Raw genomic sequence first — 16,315 nt, 5'->3', positions numbered from 1 at the left:
GCCCGTTTAGCCTCGAAAAGCGCTAGAGCCTAATTCCACTTTTCTATAATTTCCTCGATACTTTTATTCTCTCCGCGGCAATGAACAATATCTCCGCTAAAATCAAATTATTTCATCAAAACAGTGAACGAGGACAAAACCAAAAAGACTGTACACAAAAAAGCAAGTGGCACTAGGCCACCTGCTTTTATCCAATAATAACTCGTTCAGTTGGATAGTGGTATCTTTCACGAAGAACCGTTCCTCGAATAAGGAAGAGAAACGAAAGAATCCCAATTCTTCCGATAAACATCAAACACATGATTACAATTTTACCAAACGTACTTAATCCTGGTGTTACACCCATTGATAAACCAGTAGTACCAAATGCTGATGAGACTTCGAAAATAATCGCCACAATCGGAAATGGTTCTGAGAATGAGAGCATAATAATTCCACAGCTCCATACGATAATGGCTACGGTGAAGACGACAAATGCTTTGTGAATGTCCTCATGATGCAATTCTCGTCCAAAAACTTTGATCGATGTCCCGCCTTTTGCGAAGAAGAAAATAGCAAGTAGTACAATTGCAAAGGTTGTTGTTCGAACTCCTCCTCCAACACTGCTTGGGGAAGCACCAATAAACATTAATGCAGATAATAGTAGCTGTGTAGGCTCCTGAAACTGATTCACATCCATCGTTGAGAGTCCCCCACTACGAGTAGTTACCGACTGAAACATGGCATAGAAAAACGATTCATGCCAGCTTTTATCCGCAAAGAAGGTCGTCGCTTCAAAAGCCCAAATCAGAATAGCACCTGATACAACTAACACAAAGAACGTCATTGTAGTTAGTTTTGTAAATAAAGAAAATTTGTAGCGATAACTATTTTGTCTAGAAAACAAAAAGTTTTTCACTTCAATTAAAACTGGAAACCCTATTGCTCCAGTCACAATCAATAAGATATGAATAAATTGCACGAAATAGTCTTGAGCGAACGGCTGAAGCGAGCTACCTGTTATATCAAAGCCACCATTTGTCGTTGCACTAACAGAGGCAAAGAACCCCTGTAAATAGGCTTCCTGCCAGGTTTCAAAGAAGCGAAGGTAATACGTACCGAGAACAAGAGCTCCAACCACTTCTATAATGAAAATCAAGCCAAGAATTTGTTTCATCAATTGCACTAGGCCTGCGAGGGTTGATTGATTTTGATCTGTCATAATCAACTGTCTTTCTTTCAACCCAATCTTCTTGCCCATGACAAGCCAAACAAATGTACCGAGCGTCATAATACCAATTCCGCCGATTTGTAGGACTGCCGCAATGATAAAGATTCCTGGCACGCTGAACGTATCCGCAATAGATACAACAGAAAGACCCGTTACACTTACCGCACTAACGGCTGTAAATAGCGCATCAATAAAGGAAAGCTGCACACCAGGTTTATGGGCAATCGGTAAACCAATTAAGAAAGTGGAAACCGTTACCGCTATTAAATAAAACAAAACGATTAACTGAACAGACGTTAATCGGATTCGTCGAAATCGAGATCTTAACAAAGCATCCACAGCCTTTTCATATAATACAAACTTTTCAGAGAGCTCCTAACCATTTGTTCCATAATTTAAAGTTAGGAGTTGAACTCATATGAAGGGTTAGATAATTACATTCCCTATCTTAACCCATATACGTTTTCTGTCAATCTCTTTCCTATATCCTCCATTATTGAGAATCTTCTTACCTTCTATTCCTTATTCCTTTTATCCGAACTAAAAAACCTCACAAAAATAAGAAGCTGTCAGTGACAGCTTCTTATTTTTGTTCCTTTTCTATCCAAGTTAAAATGGTTTGCACAGTTTCATCGATTTGTTGTTCCGATGTAAGTGATCCAGGATTATCTCCTTTTTGCTCACCGTACATACCATAATTCGCATGATTTCCGCCTTCAATTATATGGATGACAGCTTGAGAAGATAGCAAGCTCTCTTTTGCCTTTTGGTCAGATAAGGCAGCTACTCCATCATCCTCCCCGTATATTGTTAAAGTTGGCATCTCTAAGTTAGACATGTCTTCAATCGGATAAGCAGCGAGAAAAAACAACCCCTGTATGCGATCGGGATGTTCGACTGCAAATGAGGAAGCCACAGCACCACCTAGTGAATGACCACCAATGTACCAATTATCGATCGTGCTATACCGATCGATAATACTCGTAGCTTCGTCGCCATCCAGAATAGCGAGGTTTAACGTTAGTCTCGGGATGACAACAAAATAACCTTTCTCAGCAAGCTGGTGCGCTAGGTACGCATAGGCTTCTTCTTCTACTTTGCCGCCTTGATAAAAGATAATCCCTTTATCTGCGTCTGTTGATCCAAAAGTTAATTCATTTTCATTTGATTTTTCCATATAAGCTAGCGCTTCTTTCGTTGGTTCATATGCAGAGCGCGCCCAGAAAAAGAAAGCGATCGCCAGGACCACTACTAACAATAAAACAATAAGGCTGATTCGTTTTATCACTTTTTTCATATGAGATCCCCTTCATATGTGCATAATCACATATATCATACGATAGATCTCATACTTCGACAAGAGACACCTAAAACGATCGCTGTTTGCCTTGACTTAGAAGCGAATTAATTTCACACTGATACAGTTTTGCTTCTTTCGGACCTACCGCTTCACCCACTTTTGCTTGAAGTTTTGTGAGACGTTCTATTTCTTCTTCCGTTAAGTAAACAGGTGATGGACTCATAATTCCTTTTACCTTTGACCCGTCTGCTTCATTTTTCACAGCATACATTTGAATATTTTCATTTTGAATCGCACTGTTATTTTGATCAATAATTTGATCTGTTTTTTGATCCACGTATCGCTTTAGAAAAGCACTGCTCCCAAATCCTGTGAGCAGTGCTAAGTATAACAAATACTGAGCTGAAGCTGTTTCGATAAACAAAAGCGTTGTTAAAATACCGCCAATAGCTCCTACAAACGGCTCTTTTATAGACCCTAGACTGTAGTAAACTGTTTGATTTTCGTAATTGATTACTTTACGAAAACGCTGGAATTCACCTGAGATAAGAATATTCCCAACTCCTCCTAATGCGCCAGCGACCGTAATAAAGAGAAGATAAGTCCAGAAATGATCATTTAAATGACTCAGGATGTCCAAGGCCTACAAATACCTTCGATGTAATTTCTTTCCGTCATATGAAAAAAGAACTTCTTTATCTTCCACTTTTGTTTCCATATGAACCGGACGCCCCCAAAGCTGATAAATATAAGGAATAACGCGCTCTAGATATTGAAGATCAAGTTCTGTGTCTTCAAAAGAATGGTGAAGATACATTTCGCCAGCTTTCATATAGTTTCCGTCATTGACAGTTAAATAAGGAAAGCCGCCATTTACTCTCATTGTCACAAGTTGATCGCGAATATGCTCCCATTCTTTATCTACAATTTTATAATCGCGCCCTTTTTTCTGAAATAAATATAAATCTTCTTTGTGGACGAGGTCTTTCGTTAAATAATTTCGAATGAATGAAATATCAGCTTCTACTTCACGGACCTCAAACATCTTTTCTCGCCCTTTCCCAGGCTCGAATCCCCGCTGCCTCATCTCTTCCGTTGGGTTATCGTAGACTTCCTCAATATGCTCGAAAATTTTAAGCCCCAGGTAGTAAGGATTAATACGTGTGCGTGAAGGCTGCACAACATTAGCATTTAAAGAAGCAAATTCAATTGCTTCATCCGTCGTTAAATCCATTTCGCGCAGAATACGCTGGTGCCAATAACTTGCCCATCCTTCATTCATGATCTTTGTTTCAAGCTGTGGCCAGAAATAAAGCATTTCTTCTCGCATCATGGTCAAAATATCTCGTTGCCAGTCTTCTAGCTCCGTGCTGTATTCCTGAATGAAAAGAAGAAGATCTTTTTCTGGTTGTGGAGGGAATTTCTTCTTTTTCTTTGGAGTTGGCTCGTCCGCAGAATCATCCTTATCGATTGACCATAAATCATTGTATGGTGAATCATGTTTCACTGGAATTGGTGTATCGTCTTGATAATTATAAGTTAGTCTAGGGCGCATGATAGAAGGATCTATATGTTCTTGTATGGAGAGGACGGCATCAAGGAAGTTTTCTACTTCGTCTTTCCCATAATGATGTTCATAATAAGCAACACGCTCAGCAGTGGCCGTCATACTTTCCACCATGTCTCTTCGTGTATTTGAGAAACGAACATTATTCTTAAAAAAGTCACAGTGCGCCAATACATGAGCAATAATAAGCTTATTTTGAATGAGGCTATTTGTATCTAATAAAAAGGCATAGCAAGGATCTGAATTAATAACAAGCTCATAGATTTTACTTAGTCCTAGATCATATTGCAGCTTCATTTTATGAAACTGTTTTCCAAAACTCCAATGAGAGAACCGCGTTGGCATTCCATATGCTCCGAATGTGTAAATAATATCTGCTGGACATATCTCATAACGCATTGGGTAATAATCGAGTCCGAACCCTTTTGCGATCTCCGTAATCTCTTCTATGGCATAAAAGATTTCTTTCTCTGTAGACATGTCATTCCCTCCTAATATATTGCTTACTAATATGTATGACCGGACAAGTAGGTTCATGATTAGGGGGAAGAAAATCGTTATGGAAAAATAGTTGAATAAGTTTTCAGATAGTATTGAAAATTGTTTGAATAAGCGTATAATCAAGGTTAAAATTTCTAAGGATGTGGTTGAATGAAAGCTCTTGAAAAGGCAAGTCGCTTTGCGGGAAATACATTTGCAGTTTGGGTACTTCTTTTTGCAGTGTTAGGTTTTATTTATCCTGAAGGATTTACGTGGATTACTTCTTACATAACCATACTACTAGGCGTTATCATGTTTGGGATGGGGATGACCCTCTCTACCAATGATTTTAAAGAAGTGGTGAAGCAGCCAAAAAGTGTTGCCATTGGGGTGGCAGCACAGTTCATCATTATGCCATTACTCGCATACGCTCTAGCGGTTCTATTTCAGTTACCCGCTGAAGTTGCTGTAGGTGTCATCCTAGTCGGCTGCTGTCCTGGCGGAACAGCTTCCAATGTGATCACTTATCTCTCTAAAGGAAATACAGCTTTATCCGTAGCCATTACAGCTGTCTCAACACTACTTGCTCCTTTATTAACGCCTGCACTCGTTTTATTATTTGCGAGTCAGTGGCTACCGGTCTCAGCTGGAGATCTATTCTTATCGATATTCCAAATGGTCGTCATACCAATCACTCTTGGCGTTATCGTAAAGCTTATTTTCAAAGAAAAAGTTGCTGAAAGTGTAAAAGCGTTACCCCTTGTTTCGGTCATTTCTATCGTCGCCATTGTGGCTGCAGTCGTAGGCGCAAGCAAGGACCGCATCGCAGAGACAGGACTGTTGATCTTCTCCATTGTTATTCTTCATAACTTGCTCGGCCTAATCATTGGCTATTTTCTCGCAAAATTATTTCGACTTAATGAACGGGATCAACGAGCTATCTCTATTGAAGTTGGGATGCAGAATTCGGGTCTTGGAGCAGCACTCGCAGCAGCTCATTTTAATCCAATCGCGGCCGTACCGAGTGCCATCTTCAGTGTATGGCATAATATATCCGGTCCTATTCTTGCTACCATCTGGAGTAAAAGGAAGCCGGCTACTAAAGAACAAAACGTTTTATCAAAGAGAAGCGCATAGCAAAAAGGCAGGTCTCAAATGGAGACCTGCCTTCTTCTTTAGCTATACATTTTCTCTTCTTCATGAGATCGTGCACTTTCAACATGGAGTGTTTGCGTAGGGAACGCAAAGGAAACTTGCTCTTCCTCCATGATTTTCATAATTTTAAAGTTCACGTCTTGCTTCACATTTAAAAAATCGCCCCACGTTGTCGTATTTGTAAAGAAATAAAGAAAAACATCAAGGCTACTATGATTAAACTCATCAAAAGAAACAAAGATCGTTTCAGGGTGAATTTCATCATGATCTCGAAGCATCTTCTCAATACGAGTAATACACGTTTCAAGTCTTTCTGAAGGCGTATTGTACGTGACACCAACATGGAACGTAATCTGACGTTTCCCCATTTTTGACCAGTTTGTAATATTTTCATTAGCTAGTCTCGCATTTGGAACGGTAACAAGCGCTTGAGCAAACGTACGGATTTTCGTACTTCTAAACGTAATGTCTTCAACGACCCCTTCAACACTAGGCGTTTTAATCCATTCCCCAATTGAGAATGGCTTTTCTGTAATAATCACAATGCCACCAAAGAAGTTCTCAATCGTTTCTTTTGCTGCAAGAGCAAAGGCTAATCCTCCTAGTCCAAGCCCTGTAATAAACCCATTCACATCATAACCAAATTCTCCAGCAATGACGCTGAACGTCATGGCAACAATTAAGAGACGGAGCGTTTTTGATAGAAATGGAATTAGAAGTTGATCAATTTTTAAATTATATTTCGTGTTCATCGTTTGGAAAAACAATGAAGAAGCTGAGGATAAGTTATACAGTCCCCAAGCCGCTAAGAAAATTAACGATGAACTCATAATGTCTTTGAAGAGTTCATTATGATGATCAAGAAAAGAAACATATCGAACAGAAATATTTAATCCTATAATCACAAATAGCATTCGTAGCGGTCTTTCAAATGCTAAAAAAAGATGTGTGAAAAATTCATTAGAAGATTTTCTGCTTAATTTAAGAACGAGATTATAAATATACTTCGCGAAAATTTTCCTCATTAATAGAAAAAGAAGGAAGATTCCAATGGCAATTCCAAGCTGAATCCAGGTGTCATCAATACGTAACAAATCCATTACGCAATTTCCCCTTTACAAAAATAGGTTATAAAGATATACATTCGTTTTCATTTTCTTCTATTTGTCAGTTATCTAAAATTATACTACTTTTTTTGGATTTACTTTCACCGCAAACATCCCATTGGGAAATGACAATGCCAGCAAGAACGAGAAAGACGCCAAACCATTGAATCATATGAACGGCTTCATGGAGAATGATAGCCGAGAGAAACACTGCTGCGGGGAGCTCTGAAGAACTAAGGATTGTTCCAACACTCGAACCAACTTTCGGTACACCTATTGCCATAAAAAGAACAGGAAATATATTCCCAAGGATCGCTAAGAAGAAACCAAACAGCGTCCATTCTAACGATAGCCCACCATGTAGAAGAGATTCTGGAGAAAATGTCGTTAACACAAGAACTCCTGCGACGGTCACCATGAAAAAGCTTTTCTGTATTGCAGGAACTTCTGCTGAAGTTTTGCCCATAATAAAAATGTACATGGCAAAACAAATTGCTGATAAAAGCCCTAATATGATTCCGGTTGGATCATAAGCTAACTTCTCACTTCCAATAATTCCACTCGCTAGAATCGTCCCGATAAGAAGAATGCTAACGGAAAAAAACGTTTTTAAATCTGGCCATTTTTTTTGATACAAGGAATCAATGACAATACCAATCCATGTAAATTGGAACAAAAGCAGAACAGCAATGGAAGCTGGAAGCTTCGAGACAGCAAGCGTATAAAATATGGAAACACATCCGATCATAGCCCCGCCAATCAACAAAAATTTAGCTCCTTTAAAACTTGGCTTTTGTTTAAAGATTAGAAGTAGAACAAGTAAGATCAACCACCCAATGACAAACTGTCCTGCTAAAAGTTCTCCAACAGAAAATCCTCTTGTAATCCCTATTTTTGTAATTGTTGATAGTGATCCCAGACTGCATCCAGCAGCTAAAACAAGCAATACATACTTCCACATTTATGAATCCCCCATTCATTCCACTTTTCTTAATATCAACTTCAGAAAGAGCTTATTACTGTGTGTAAACAATAAAAAATCGCCCCCTGTCGATTTAATCAACAGAGGGCGATGAAAATGAGAGATCGGTCTCTCAGAAAAATCGCCGTCCAGCCATCTTTGGGCTGGTTTTAGTATACAATGTACAGCATAAGTGCTATTTTACAAAACGTCAACGGAAACATATTCTTTCAAACTTAATAAAATTAATAACTCTTTTTAATAAGCTTGATAAAGACCAGTTGTAATGAAGTAGCCAACTAACACACCCAGAAACACTGACATCGATATGTAAGACCATTTTGATTTGAATTCGTACCCAATTCCATCTACTGTTTCATAAATCCAACTGTATTGGACATACCCGAGTATAACAAATAGCATTACACCAAATCCTAGATTTGTCACAGTTCACTCCCCCTTATGTGTCAACTGTTTATCCTCGGTGTTTCCTAAAATTGTCTTCTAAAAAGAACAAAGGAACGAACAACAAGACATAGATAACCAACTAGTGATCACTTTATCGAGCAGAGAATGTCAAATCGTTCATCATTTCTTTACTCATAGGACCAATCACTTTCTTCATGATTATACCATTTTTGTCAATAACATAAGTAGTAGGAATTGTAATGGTCGCGAATGTTTCCATTAATTCTCCCTCTGTGTCCAATAAAATAGGAAAAGTAAGATTATTTTTCCTTGCAAAATCTTTTACAACCTGTGAGGATGACTCATTCGTTGTAAGATTAACCGCAAAGATTTCCGCATCAAACTCTTTCCCATCTTCCTCATAAAACTCCTGCATATCAGGCATTTCTTCTTTACATGGTGGACACCAGGTGGTCCAGAAATTAATAAAGGTAACCTTTCCTTTGGAATCTGAAAGGCTCACTTCTTTCCCTTCAAGCGAATATAATGTAAAATCAGGTGCACGATTTCCTTCTTCAATTCCTATTTCATGAGCATTAGACGTTACTTCAGCAGCTTGCATTTGAGCTGGATCGCTCACTTCTTTCTCTTGATGAGAAGAATAGAGACTATACGCCAAAAAACCAAGAACAACAACGATTCCTATTCTTAGACGTTTCATTTGCTCCTCCTTTTTTCAAATAAACGTAAAAGCAATCATCTCTATCCATTCATGCAAATAGAACTAAAAGCAAATAACAGAAATGAGAAGATCTATTATTCACTATTTCTCCAGCTTGCAAGTTATATACACTCTCATTCGTTTCGATTGACCACAAGATGAATTGTATCCGACACTATAAAATATTTGAGGGAAAATTAAACTAGCGACTTTTCACTAATAGTTGTACGGCTTCTTTTACGACGTCTTCTGTGGACTCACCCTTATCAAGTTGTTCTCGAATGCATTCTTCAAGATTAGAACCAACAATTAATCCAATTGTGCGGTCAATTGCCGTCCGACTCGCAGAAAGCTGAGTAATAACGTCTTTACAATCTTTTTCTTCTTCGATCATCCGGAGAACACCGCGAATTTGACCTTCCACTCTTTTTAAACGATTTTTCATTTCATTTGTATATTCCATGGTATGACTCCCTTTCATGTCCATTTAATTTATTATATATAAGAATATTCTGTCATAATTATATTAATTTCTTGCTACTTCTCTTCATATATTGTAAAATAAATCGTAATTTAAGGATAGGAAAAAGGTTTAGATCATTATAAGGAGGCAGTGCCTTTTGGATTTATCCGAAGATGATAAACGGTTATCTAAAATTTATCGAAAAATTGTTACCTCGAACGAATACAAAGCAGGTAAAATTCTCGAAAAACTAGATAGCGAAACGAAAGACAAAGTATTTCATCTCATTCGTAAGAATAAAGCTGATTACGAACATCAATTGAATAAACAACAACTTCACCAATAGTAGAAAAACCGGTTAGCTAACCGGTTTTTTTTTCATGTTTTTAGTTAAATAAGAAAACCAGGACGAACATTGTCCTGGTTTTCTTTCATCACTATCCTATTATAACCGGTCATTCACCTTACTCATCACAGATTTTCTAAGATCAGCCAATTTATCCTGACTGTGTTCTAGATTATCGCCATTCACTCCAAAATAAAACTTCACCTTTGGCTCGGTTCCTGAAGGTCGCAGACAGAACCATGATCCATCTTCAAGTTTATACTTTAATACATTTGAAGTAGGCAAATCAATTTGTTCACTCTTATCTTGACCTAAATAAGTTCGTTTACTTATCTCGTAGTCTTCTACGCTTTGAACAGTTAATCCAGCTGCTTCAGTAGGTGGCTCTTCACGAAACTTCGCAAGTAAAGATACGATTTTTTCAGCGCCTTCTTTCCCTTTAAGTGTTAGTGATTCCAGCCCTTCTTGATAATAGCCATATTGTTCGAATACCTCGAGAAGTCCTTCATAAAGTGTCATCCCTTTGGATTTGTAAAATGCAGCAACTTCTGCGGCGACAAGACACGCTTGAACAGCATCTTTGTCTCGAACAAAGTCTCCAACAAGGTAACCATAGCTCTCTTCATATCCGAATAAGAAAGTATGCTCCCCAGTCGTTTCAAACTCTTTTATTTTCTCGCCAATGAATTTAAATCCAGTTAACGTATCATATGAAGTCAGGCCATTGTCTTCTGCAATCTTACGACCGATTTCAGAAGTAACAATTGTCTTTAGGACTGCGCCATTTTGTGGAAGTTCACCATTTTCTTTTTTCTGAGTAATAATATAATTCAACAGAAGAGCACCAGTTTGATTCCCAGTAAGAACAACATATTTACCTTCTTTGTTCTTTACAGCTACACCAACGCGATCAGCATCAGGGTCAGTAGCTAAAAGAATGTCAGCATCTTGCTGCTCGCCGTATTGAATTGCAAGTTCAAATGCTGCATGCTCTTCCGGATTTGGAGAAGAAACAGTAGAGAAGTTAGGATCTGGCATCTCCTGTTCCTTTACCACCGTCACATTGTTAAAACCATAAGCTTTTAATCCTTCTCTAACAGGGATATTAGCTGTTCCATGTAAAGGAGTGAAGACGATCTTTAACTGCTCACCCATTTCAGAAAGTAGTGATTGGTTCACGCGAAGCGTTTTTAATTGCTCAACGTATTGACGATCAATCTCTGCGCCAATCATTTGAATGAGTCCTTTGTCTTTTAATTCTTGTTCAGAAGAAACGGTCACCTCTAACTCATTCTCTATGCCGTCTACATATGAAATCACTTCTGAAGCAGCTTTAGGAGGAAGTTGTCCTCCATCTTCGCCATATACTTTGTACCCATTATACTCTGGCGGATTATGACTGGCTGTGATAACGATTCCAGCACAGGCATTTAACATTCGAACAGCAAAAGAAAGCTCTGGTGTAGGGCGTAGCTCTTCAAAGACATATGTTTGAATCCCATGTGTCGCTAACGTCTTAGCGGCTTCCATGGCGAACTCAGGTGACTTGTGACGTGAATCGTATGCAATGGCTACTCCTCGTTTTTGATATTCCTCCCCGTTTGCATCTATGTATTGCGCTAGGCCTTCAGACGCCTTACGTATCGTATATAGGTTCATACGATTAGTACCAGGACCGATTTCTCCGCGCATCCCACCTGTTCCAAACTCAAGGTTTTTGTAAAAAGCATCTTCAAGTGCTTTACCCTGTCCACTAAGAGCTTCTAGATCCTTTTTTAATTCCTCATCAAGTGAAGTTGCTGATGTCCATCTCTTGTACGCGTTTTTCCAGTCCATTTTTTTCCTCCCGTTATGTATAGCTTCTTTATCACGTTTGTATCATTTCTAGAAAACCGACTGAAGTCCTTCCTTTTGGTCAGATTTTCTCCTATTCTTACTTAATCATAATACGAATTGTTTGATCAGCCAATGCTATTTAGGAAAAAGACACCATTTCCTAAAAACCGACAAAAAAAGCAAGCCGTTGAGGCTTACTTTTTATAATGAATTTCATATAAGTCTTTTCGACGATCTCGTAATTGACGAACCGTTCCAGACTGACGCTGCCTTCTTAGAATTTCAAGATCGACATCCCCTACAACGACAGTTTCAATATTCGGGTGACACTCTCCCGCAATGCCGTCTCTTGAAAATGCAAAGTCAGATGGCGTAAAAATGCCGGATTGCGCATACTGAACATCCATATTCTCTACTTGAGAAAGGTTGCCAATTGTACCAGCAATCACTGTATAAATTTGATTTTCAACCGCTCTAGCCTGCGCGCAGTATCGGACGCGTAAATATCCTTGACGATCATCGGTACAAAAAGGTGTAAACAGTATATTTGCCCCTTTATCCGTTGCAATCCGACCGAGCTCTGGAAATTCAATATCATAACAAATTTGAATTGCGATTTTGCCACAGTCTGTATCGAAAACTTCGATCCCATCAGAACCGTGGATGCCCCACCAGCGACGCTCATTCGGTGTAACATGGATTTTGTACTGTTTTTCAATCGTTCCGTCTCTTCTAAACAAATAGGCTATATTGTAGATTTTTTCATCCTCTAATACAAAGTGAGAGCCACCAATAATGTTCACATTGTACTTAACTGCTAATTCAGTGAAAAGTTCAATGTAAGGCTCTGTATACTCTGTTAATTTACGCACGGCTTTACTTGGAATTTTCTCATCCATAAACGACATAAGTTGTGTTGTAAAGATCTCTGGGAAGACTGCAAAATCAGAGCCAAAATCAGCTGCCACATCTACATAATATTCTACCTGGTTTGCAAATTCCTCAAAGGAAGATATCTTCTTCATGGCATATTGAATGGCACAAATCCTTACAGGGAAAGAGGACCTAAAGTGTCTTCTTGTCACTGCCTTATATTCAACGTTATTCCATTCCATTAACGTAGCGAACTGCTTTGACGCTTTATCGTCTGGTAAGTAGTTTGGATTGATTCTCATCACGTTAAAACCATTCATTAACTGGAACGTTAACACCGGATCATAAATATTTTGGAATTTCACTTCCTCCACATATTCAGATGCCTTCATTTCATCTGCATGTTTATGATAATTCGGAATTCGTCCACCGATTATGATACTCTTAACATTTAATTCACGTGCAAGATCTTTACGTGCATCGTATAAGCGCTTGCCGATCTTCATTCTTCTATATTCAGGATGAACCATTACTTCAATTCCATATAGGTTATAGCCATCTGGATTATGGTTTGTAATATAACCTTCATCTGTAATATCGTCCCATGTATGCTGATCATCGTACTCATCAAAGTTAACCATCAGACTTGAACAGGAACCAATAATTTCTCCCTCAAGCTCTACACAAAACTGACCTTCCGGAAAGATATCAAGGTGACTTTCCAGGTGTTCTCTTTTCCAGGGATCCATTCCAGGAAAACACTTTTTTTGTAACGCTAGGATTTCTTCGATATCCTCGTGATGAATTTGCCTGATCTCAATCTTTTTTTCGAATTTCGATACGTCTAATTCTGACATCTGCTTTCCCTCCACTTTAGATCTATTTTACTATGTACCCTTTTTATGGCTGTTTGTACCTTAATTTTATCATATGTAAAAAGAGAGGAGACTGACGTCGTCAGTCTCCCTGGCTTTACGCCTTTGGAGCACCATTCTGAGAAATGCTTGATAGCGCTGTACCCGCTTCTTGCTGATCAGGTGTTTTGGTTGCAAAATCTCCAAGTGACACCATTCCAACAACCTGATTGTTTTCTACAACAGGCAAGCGACGGATTTGATTCTGAGCCATCAAAGCCGCAGCTTCTTCTGCACTCATGTTAGAAGTGGCTGAAACAATGTTATCAGACATACATTGACTCACCTGACAGTTAGCATTTCCTCCAGTCGCAGTGGCACGAGTTGTAATATCACGATCCGTGACCATTCCATAAAGCTGACCGTTCTTCATTACTGGTAATGAGCCAATGTTGTGTTGGTTCATTAACGCGGCTGCTTCTTGAATGGACTGCTCTGGCGTTACAGACACAATGTTCTTAGACATGAGATTTTGCAGATTGTTTTGCACAAGCATTCCTCCCAGGTTGTATGATCATTGAGTTTGGAAAGGCATTGCCTTCCACCGTTATAGTGTAGGCTCAATTCAAATATATTATTTTTCCTTTTTATGTGAGATAAGATTATTTTCGGTATGGAAGCTAATATTCTTTCCGTCACTTGTTGCAATAATTGTTCCGATTTGATCCGTTCTAAGAATGGAAATATCATTCCCACGCAACCTTTGAAGCACATCACTATCAGGAAAATGATACCGGTTATCTTTTCCGACTGAAATCACAGCAGTTTCAGGACTCACAGCTTTTATAAACGCTTCTGTAGTCGCAGAGTTTGCTCCGTGATGGCCCACTTTCAACACTTCAGATACTAGATGCTTCTTTTTCAATCCATCGAGCATTTGCTTTTCCACTTCTACACCGGCATCCCCCATAAATAAAAAACGATTATCCCCATGTTTAAGACGCAGAACTGCACTATAGTCGTTAAAATCCTCGTACTCAGCATTTTCAGAAGGTGAAATCACCTGTACACTAACACGACGCCCAAGTTTTATCTTCACGCCTTCGTGCGCCGTCGTAACAGGAATGTCTTTTTTCTTCAATTCCTTGAGTAAAGATTTATAATGAGTAGTTGGATAAGATACATCTGGCATCAGCACCCGTTCCACTTCAAAACCTTTTATCACCTCATCCATGCCACCGATATGATCGTGGTGAGGGTGAGTAGCTACGAGATAATCCAATTGCTTAACTCCTAGCTCTTTTAAATAATTGGTTACCATTCCCCCATCACCATTATCGCCTGCGTCCACTAACATTGTTTCTTCTCCAAATGTAATGAAAATACTATCAGCCTGTCCAACATCCAGAAAGTGAACCTCAACCAAATTTGTTTCTGCAGTCACGAGATACGGCATTTGTAATAGGATAAGATGGGAGAAAAAAAGAGCGATTAAAAACTTCATCATCGTCCCTCCTATTTTTTCTTCCCATTAGTATGCTCTTTCCTTTCTTAACTAAAAGCATAATGTTGCTGGTAATCCGTTACTTTGCATACCAAAAGAAAAAACTCCCCATTTCAGGGAAGTTTTATGAACGAACTTCTTCTTCTTTTCGAAAGAAACTTTTCATGGCATGGTAAACATCTTTTTTCTCTTTTAAAATATAATGCCTAAATTTCGGGTCATGGATATTCTTATAAGCGCTCATTAGTGTAGAGTGTCTGTTATAAGCATTTACTTCTCCATATCCGAACATATTGGATACCTTCATGATTTGATTCACCAGTTTAACGCATCTTGTGTTATCAGACGTTAAATTATCGCCATCTGAGAAGTGGAATGGATAGATGTTATAACGAGATGGAGAATACTTTTCATCAATTAATTCAAGTGCTTTTCGATAAGCGGATGAACAAATCGTTCCACCGCTTTCTCCTTTTGAAAAAAAATCGTCTTCTGTGACGACTTTTGCTTCTGTATGATGAGCGATAAACTCGATCTCCACTGTTTCGTATTTTGACCTAAGAAAACGAGACATCCAGAAGAAAAAGCTTCTAGCCATATACTTTTCCCATTTTCCCATCGAGCCACTTGTATCCATCATCGCCAAAACAACCGCTTTTGACTCACGCTTAATTTCTTCATTCCATGTTTTAAAACGAAGGTCATCTTGATAGATCGGTGTAATTGCTGGTTTACCGCTAATGGCATTTCGCTTATACGCAGTTAATATGGTACGTTTTTTATCAATATTACCCATTAGACCAGTTTTTCGAATATCGTTAAATTCTACTTTTTTCTGGACAACATCTGCTGTTTCTTTTTCACGTAAATTCGGCAATTCAAGTTCTTTAAATAGGATATCCTGAAGTTCTACAAGCGACACTTCTGCTTCGTAGTAATCTTCTCCAGGTTGATCACCGGCTCCCTCACCCTTACCTGCTCCTGGTTGCTTTTCGCCGGAGCCATCACGTGCTACTACGTCTCCCACCTGGCTATCGCCTTCGCCCTGCCCAACGTGCTTTGATTTATCATAGTTGTAACGAATTTTATATTCATCAAGTGATCGAATTGGTATTTTAATGACATCTCGACCGTTGGAAAGAATAATGTTCTCTTCACTGATGAGATCCGGGAGATTGTTTTGGATAGCATCCTGAACTTTTTCGGCATGGCGTTGTTGATCCTGATAGCCTTTTCGGTGGAGGGACCAATTCTCCTGAGAGACGACGAAATTGTTGGAATTCTTGTCTTTCATGCCTTATTCCCCTCCTTAAAAAAATAAAATTTCTATCGGAAATTTATTCAATGATCGATGATCGCTCATGATGATTGTTCAAAAGCAGCATCCTTATATGGACATCCCTGGCTGCGTTGAATAGTATACTTTATCCTATGCAAATACAAGCGATAATTGACAATTAATTCTGACAAATTAACGTTTTATCAAACTTCTTATTGGATTTGGACAAAATATTGACCCTTCCTTCCCTCT

Annotated in this window: 16 protein-coding genes; 2 read left to right on the top strand and 14 right to left on the bottom strand. The window is 38.7% G+C overall.

The annotated features are described in order from the left end of the window. Positions 1-187: 187 nt before the first annotated feature. The 4 genes from ATG70_RS21005 to ATG70_RS20990 all read right to left on the bottom strand — a co-directional run bounded on the left by ATG70_RS21005 (position 188) and on the right by ATG70_RS20990 (position 4,557). Positions 188-1,540 (bottom strand): TrkH family potassium uptake protein, encoded by a 1,353-nt coding sequence (locus ATG70_RS21005; protein ID WP_098446632.1) that lies wholly within the window; start codon positions 1,538-1,540, stop codon positions 188-190. Between the two features lie 253 nt (positions 1,541-1,793). Further along, complete coding sequence (locus ATG70_RS21000) at positions 1,794-2,507, bottom strand: alpha/beta fold hydrolase (RefSeq protein WP_098446401.1); 714 nt, start codon at positions 2,505-2,507, stop codon at positions 1,794-1,796. Positions 2,508-2,577: 70 nt separating this feature from the next. Further along, complete coding sequence (locus tag ATG70_RS20995; protein WP_098446400.1) at positions 2,578-3,150, bottom strand: hypothetical protein; 573 nt, start codon at positions 3,148-3,150, stop codon at positions 2,578-2,580. Positions 3,151-3,153: 3 nt separating this feature from the next. Continuing rightward, positions 3,154-4,557: a SpoVR family protein gene (locus tag ATG70_RS20990; RefSeq protein ID WP_098446399.1), complete on the bottom strand. Its 1,404-nt coding sequence runs from the start codon at positions 4,555-4,557 to the stop codon at positions 3,154-3,156. Positions 4,558-4,728: 171 nt separating this feature from the next. Here ATG70_RS20990 and ATG70_RS20985 point away from each other — a divergent pair, with 171 nt between their 5' ends. After that, positions 4,729-5,694, top strand: a complete 966-nt coding sequence (locus ATG70_RS20985; RefSeq protein WP_098446397.1) for a bile acid:sodium symporter family protein — start codon at positions 4,729-4,731, stop codon at positions 5,692-5,694. A 38-nt stretch (positions 5,695-5,732) separates the two neighbouring features. Here ATG70_RS20985 and ATG70_RS20980 read toward each other — a convergent pair whose 3' ends face one another. From ATG70_RS20980 to ATG70_RS20960, 5 genes are all read right to left on the bottom strand, one after another. Then, entirely contained in the window at positions 5,733-6,812 is a 1,080-nt protein-coding gene (locus ATG70_RS20980; RefSeq protein WP_098446396.1) for a mechanosensitive ion channel family protein, read from the bottom strand. Between the two features lie 67 nt (positions 6,813-6,879). After that, a complete protein-coding gene (locus ATG70_RS20975; RefSeq protein ID WP_098446394.1) occupies positions 6,880-7,779 on the bottom strand; it encodes an EamA family transporter in 900 nt (299 codons plus the stop codon). Positions 7,780-8,037: 258 nt separating this feature from the next. Then, positions 8,038-8,226 (bottom strand): hypothetical protein, encoded by a 189-nt coding sequence (locus tag ATG70_RS20970; protein WP_098446393.1) that lies wholly within the window; start codon positions 8,224-8,226, stop codon positions 8,038-8,040. Positions 8,227-8,338: 112 nt separating this feature from the next. Beyond that, a complete protein-coding gene (locus ATG70_RS20965) occupies positions 8,339-8,908 on the bottom strand; it encodes a TlpA family protein disulfide reductase (RefSeq protein ID WP_098446392.1) in 570 nt (189 codons plus the stop codon). 202 nt (positions 8,909-9,110) lie between these two features. Continuing rightward, positions 9,111-9,371 (bottom strand): metal-sensitive transcriptional regulator, encoded by a 261-nt coding sequence (locus ATG70_RS20960; protein WP_098446390.1) that lies wholly within the window; start codon positions 9,369-9,371, stop codon positions 9,111-9,113. Between the two features lie 157 nt (positions 9,372-9,528). Here ATG70_RS20960 and ATG70_RS20955 point away from each other — a divergent pair, with 157 nt between their 5' ends. Next, on the top strand, positions 9,529-9,717 hold the full coding sequence (locus ATG70_RS20955; protein ID WP_098446389.1) for a hypothetical protein: 189 nt from the start codon (positions 9,529-9,531) through the stop codon (positions 9,715-9,717). 99 nt (positions 9,718-9,816) lie between these two features. Here the strand turns inward: ATG70_RS20955 and ATG70_RS20950 are convergent, their stop codons facing one another. From ATG70_RS20950 to yhbH, 5 genes are all read right to left on the bottom strand, one after another. Further along, positions 9,817-11,553, bottom strand: a complete 1,737-nt coding sequence (locus ATG70_RS20950) for a phospho-sugar mutase (protein WP_098446387.1) — start codon at positions 11,551-11,553, stop codon at positions 9,817-9,819. A gap of 194 nt (positions 11,554-11,747) precedes the next feature. After that, complete coding sequence (locus tag ATG70_RS20945; protein ID WP_098446386.1) at positions 11,748-13,283, bottom strand: bifunctional GNAT family N-acetyltransferase/carbon-nitrogen hydrolase family protein; 1,536 nt, start codon at positions 13,281-13,283, stop codon at positions 11,748-11,750. A gap of 115 nt (positions 13,284-13,398) precedes the next feature. Beyond that, positions 13,399-13,836 (bottom strand): CBS domain-containing protein, encoded by a 438-nt coding sequence (locus ATG70_RS20940; protein WP_098446385.1) that lies wholly within the window; start codon positions 13,834-13,836, stop codon positions 13,399-13,401. 78 nt (positions 13,837-13,914) lie between these two features. Beyond that, the gene (locus ATG70_RS20935; RefSeq protein WP_179886358.1) at positions 13,915-14,784 is read right to left on the bottom strand and encodes a ComEC/Rec2 family competence protein; all 870 of its coding nucleotides are present in this window, start codon (positions 14,782-14,784) and stop codon (positions 13,915-13,917) included. 124 nt (positions 14,785-14,908) lie between these two features. Continuing rightward, positions 14,909-16,078, bottom strand: a complete 1,170-nt coding sequence (gene yhbH / locus ATG70_RS20930) for a sporulation protein YhbH (protein ID WP_098446382.1) — start codon at positions 16,076-16,078, stop codon at positions 14,909-14,911. Positions 16,079-16,315: the final 237 nt, after the last annotated feature.

Origin of the sequence: Bacillus sp. es.036 (assembly GCF_002563635.1) — a bacterium.
Classification (GTDB): Bacteria; Bacillota; Bacilli; order Bacillales; family Guptibacillaceae; genus Guptibacillus.
This window is presented reverse-complemented; position numbering and strand designations above follow the sequence as displayed.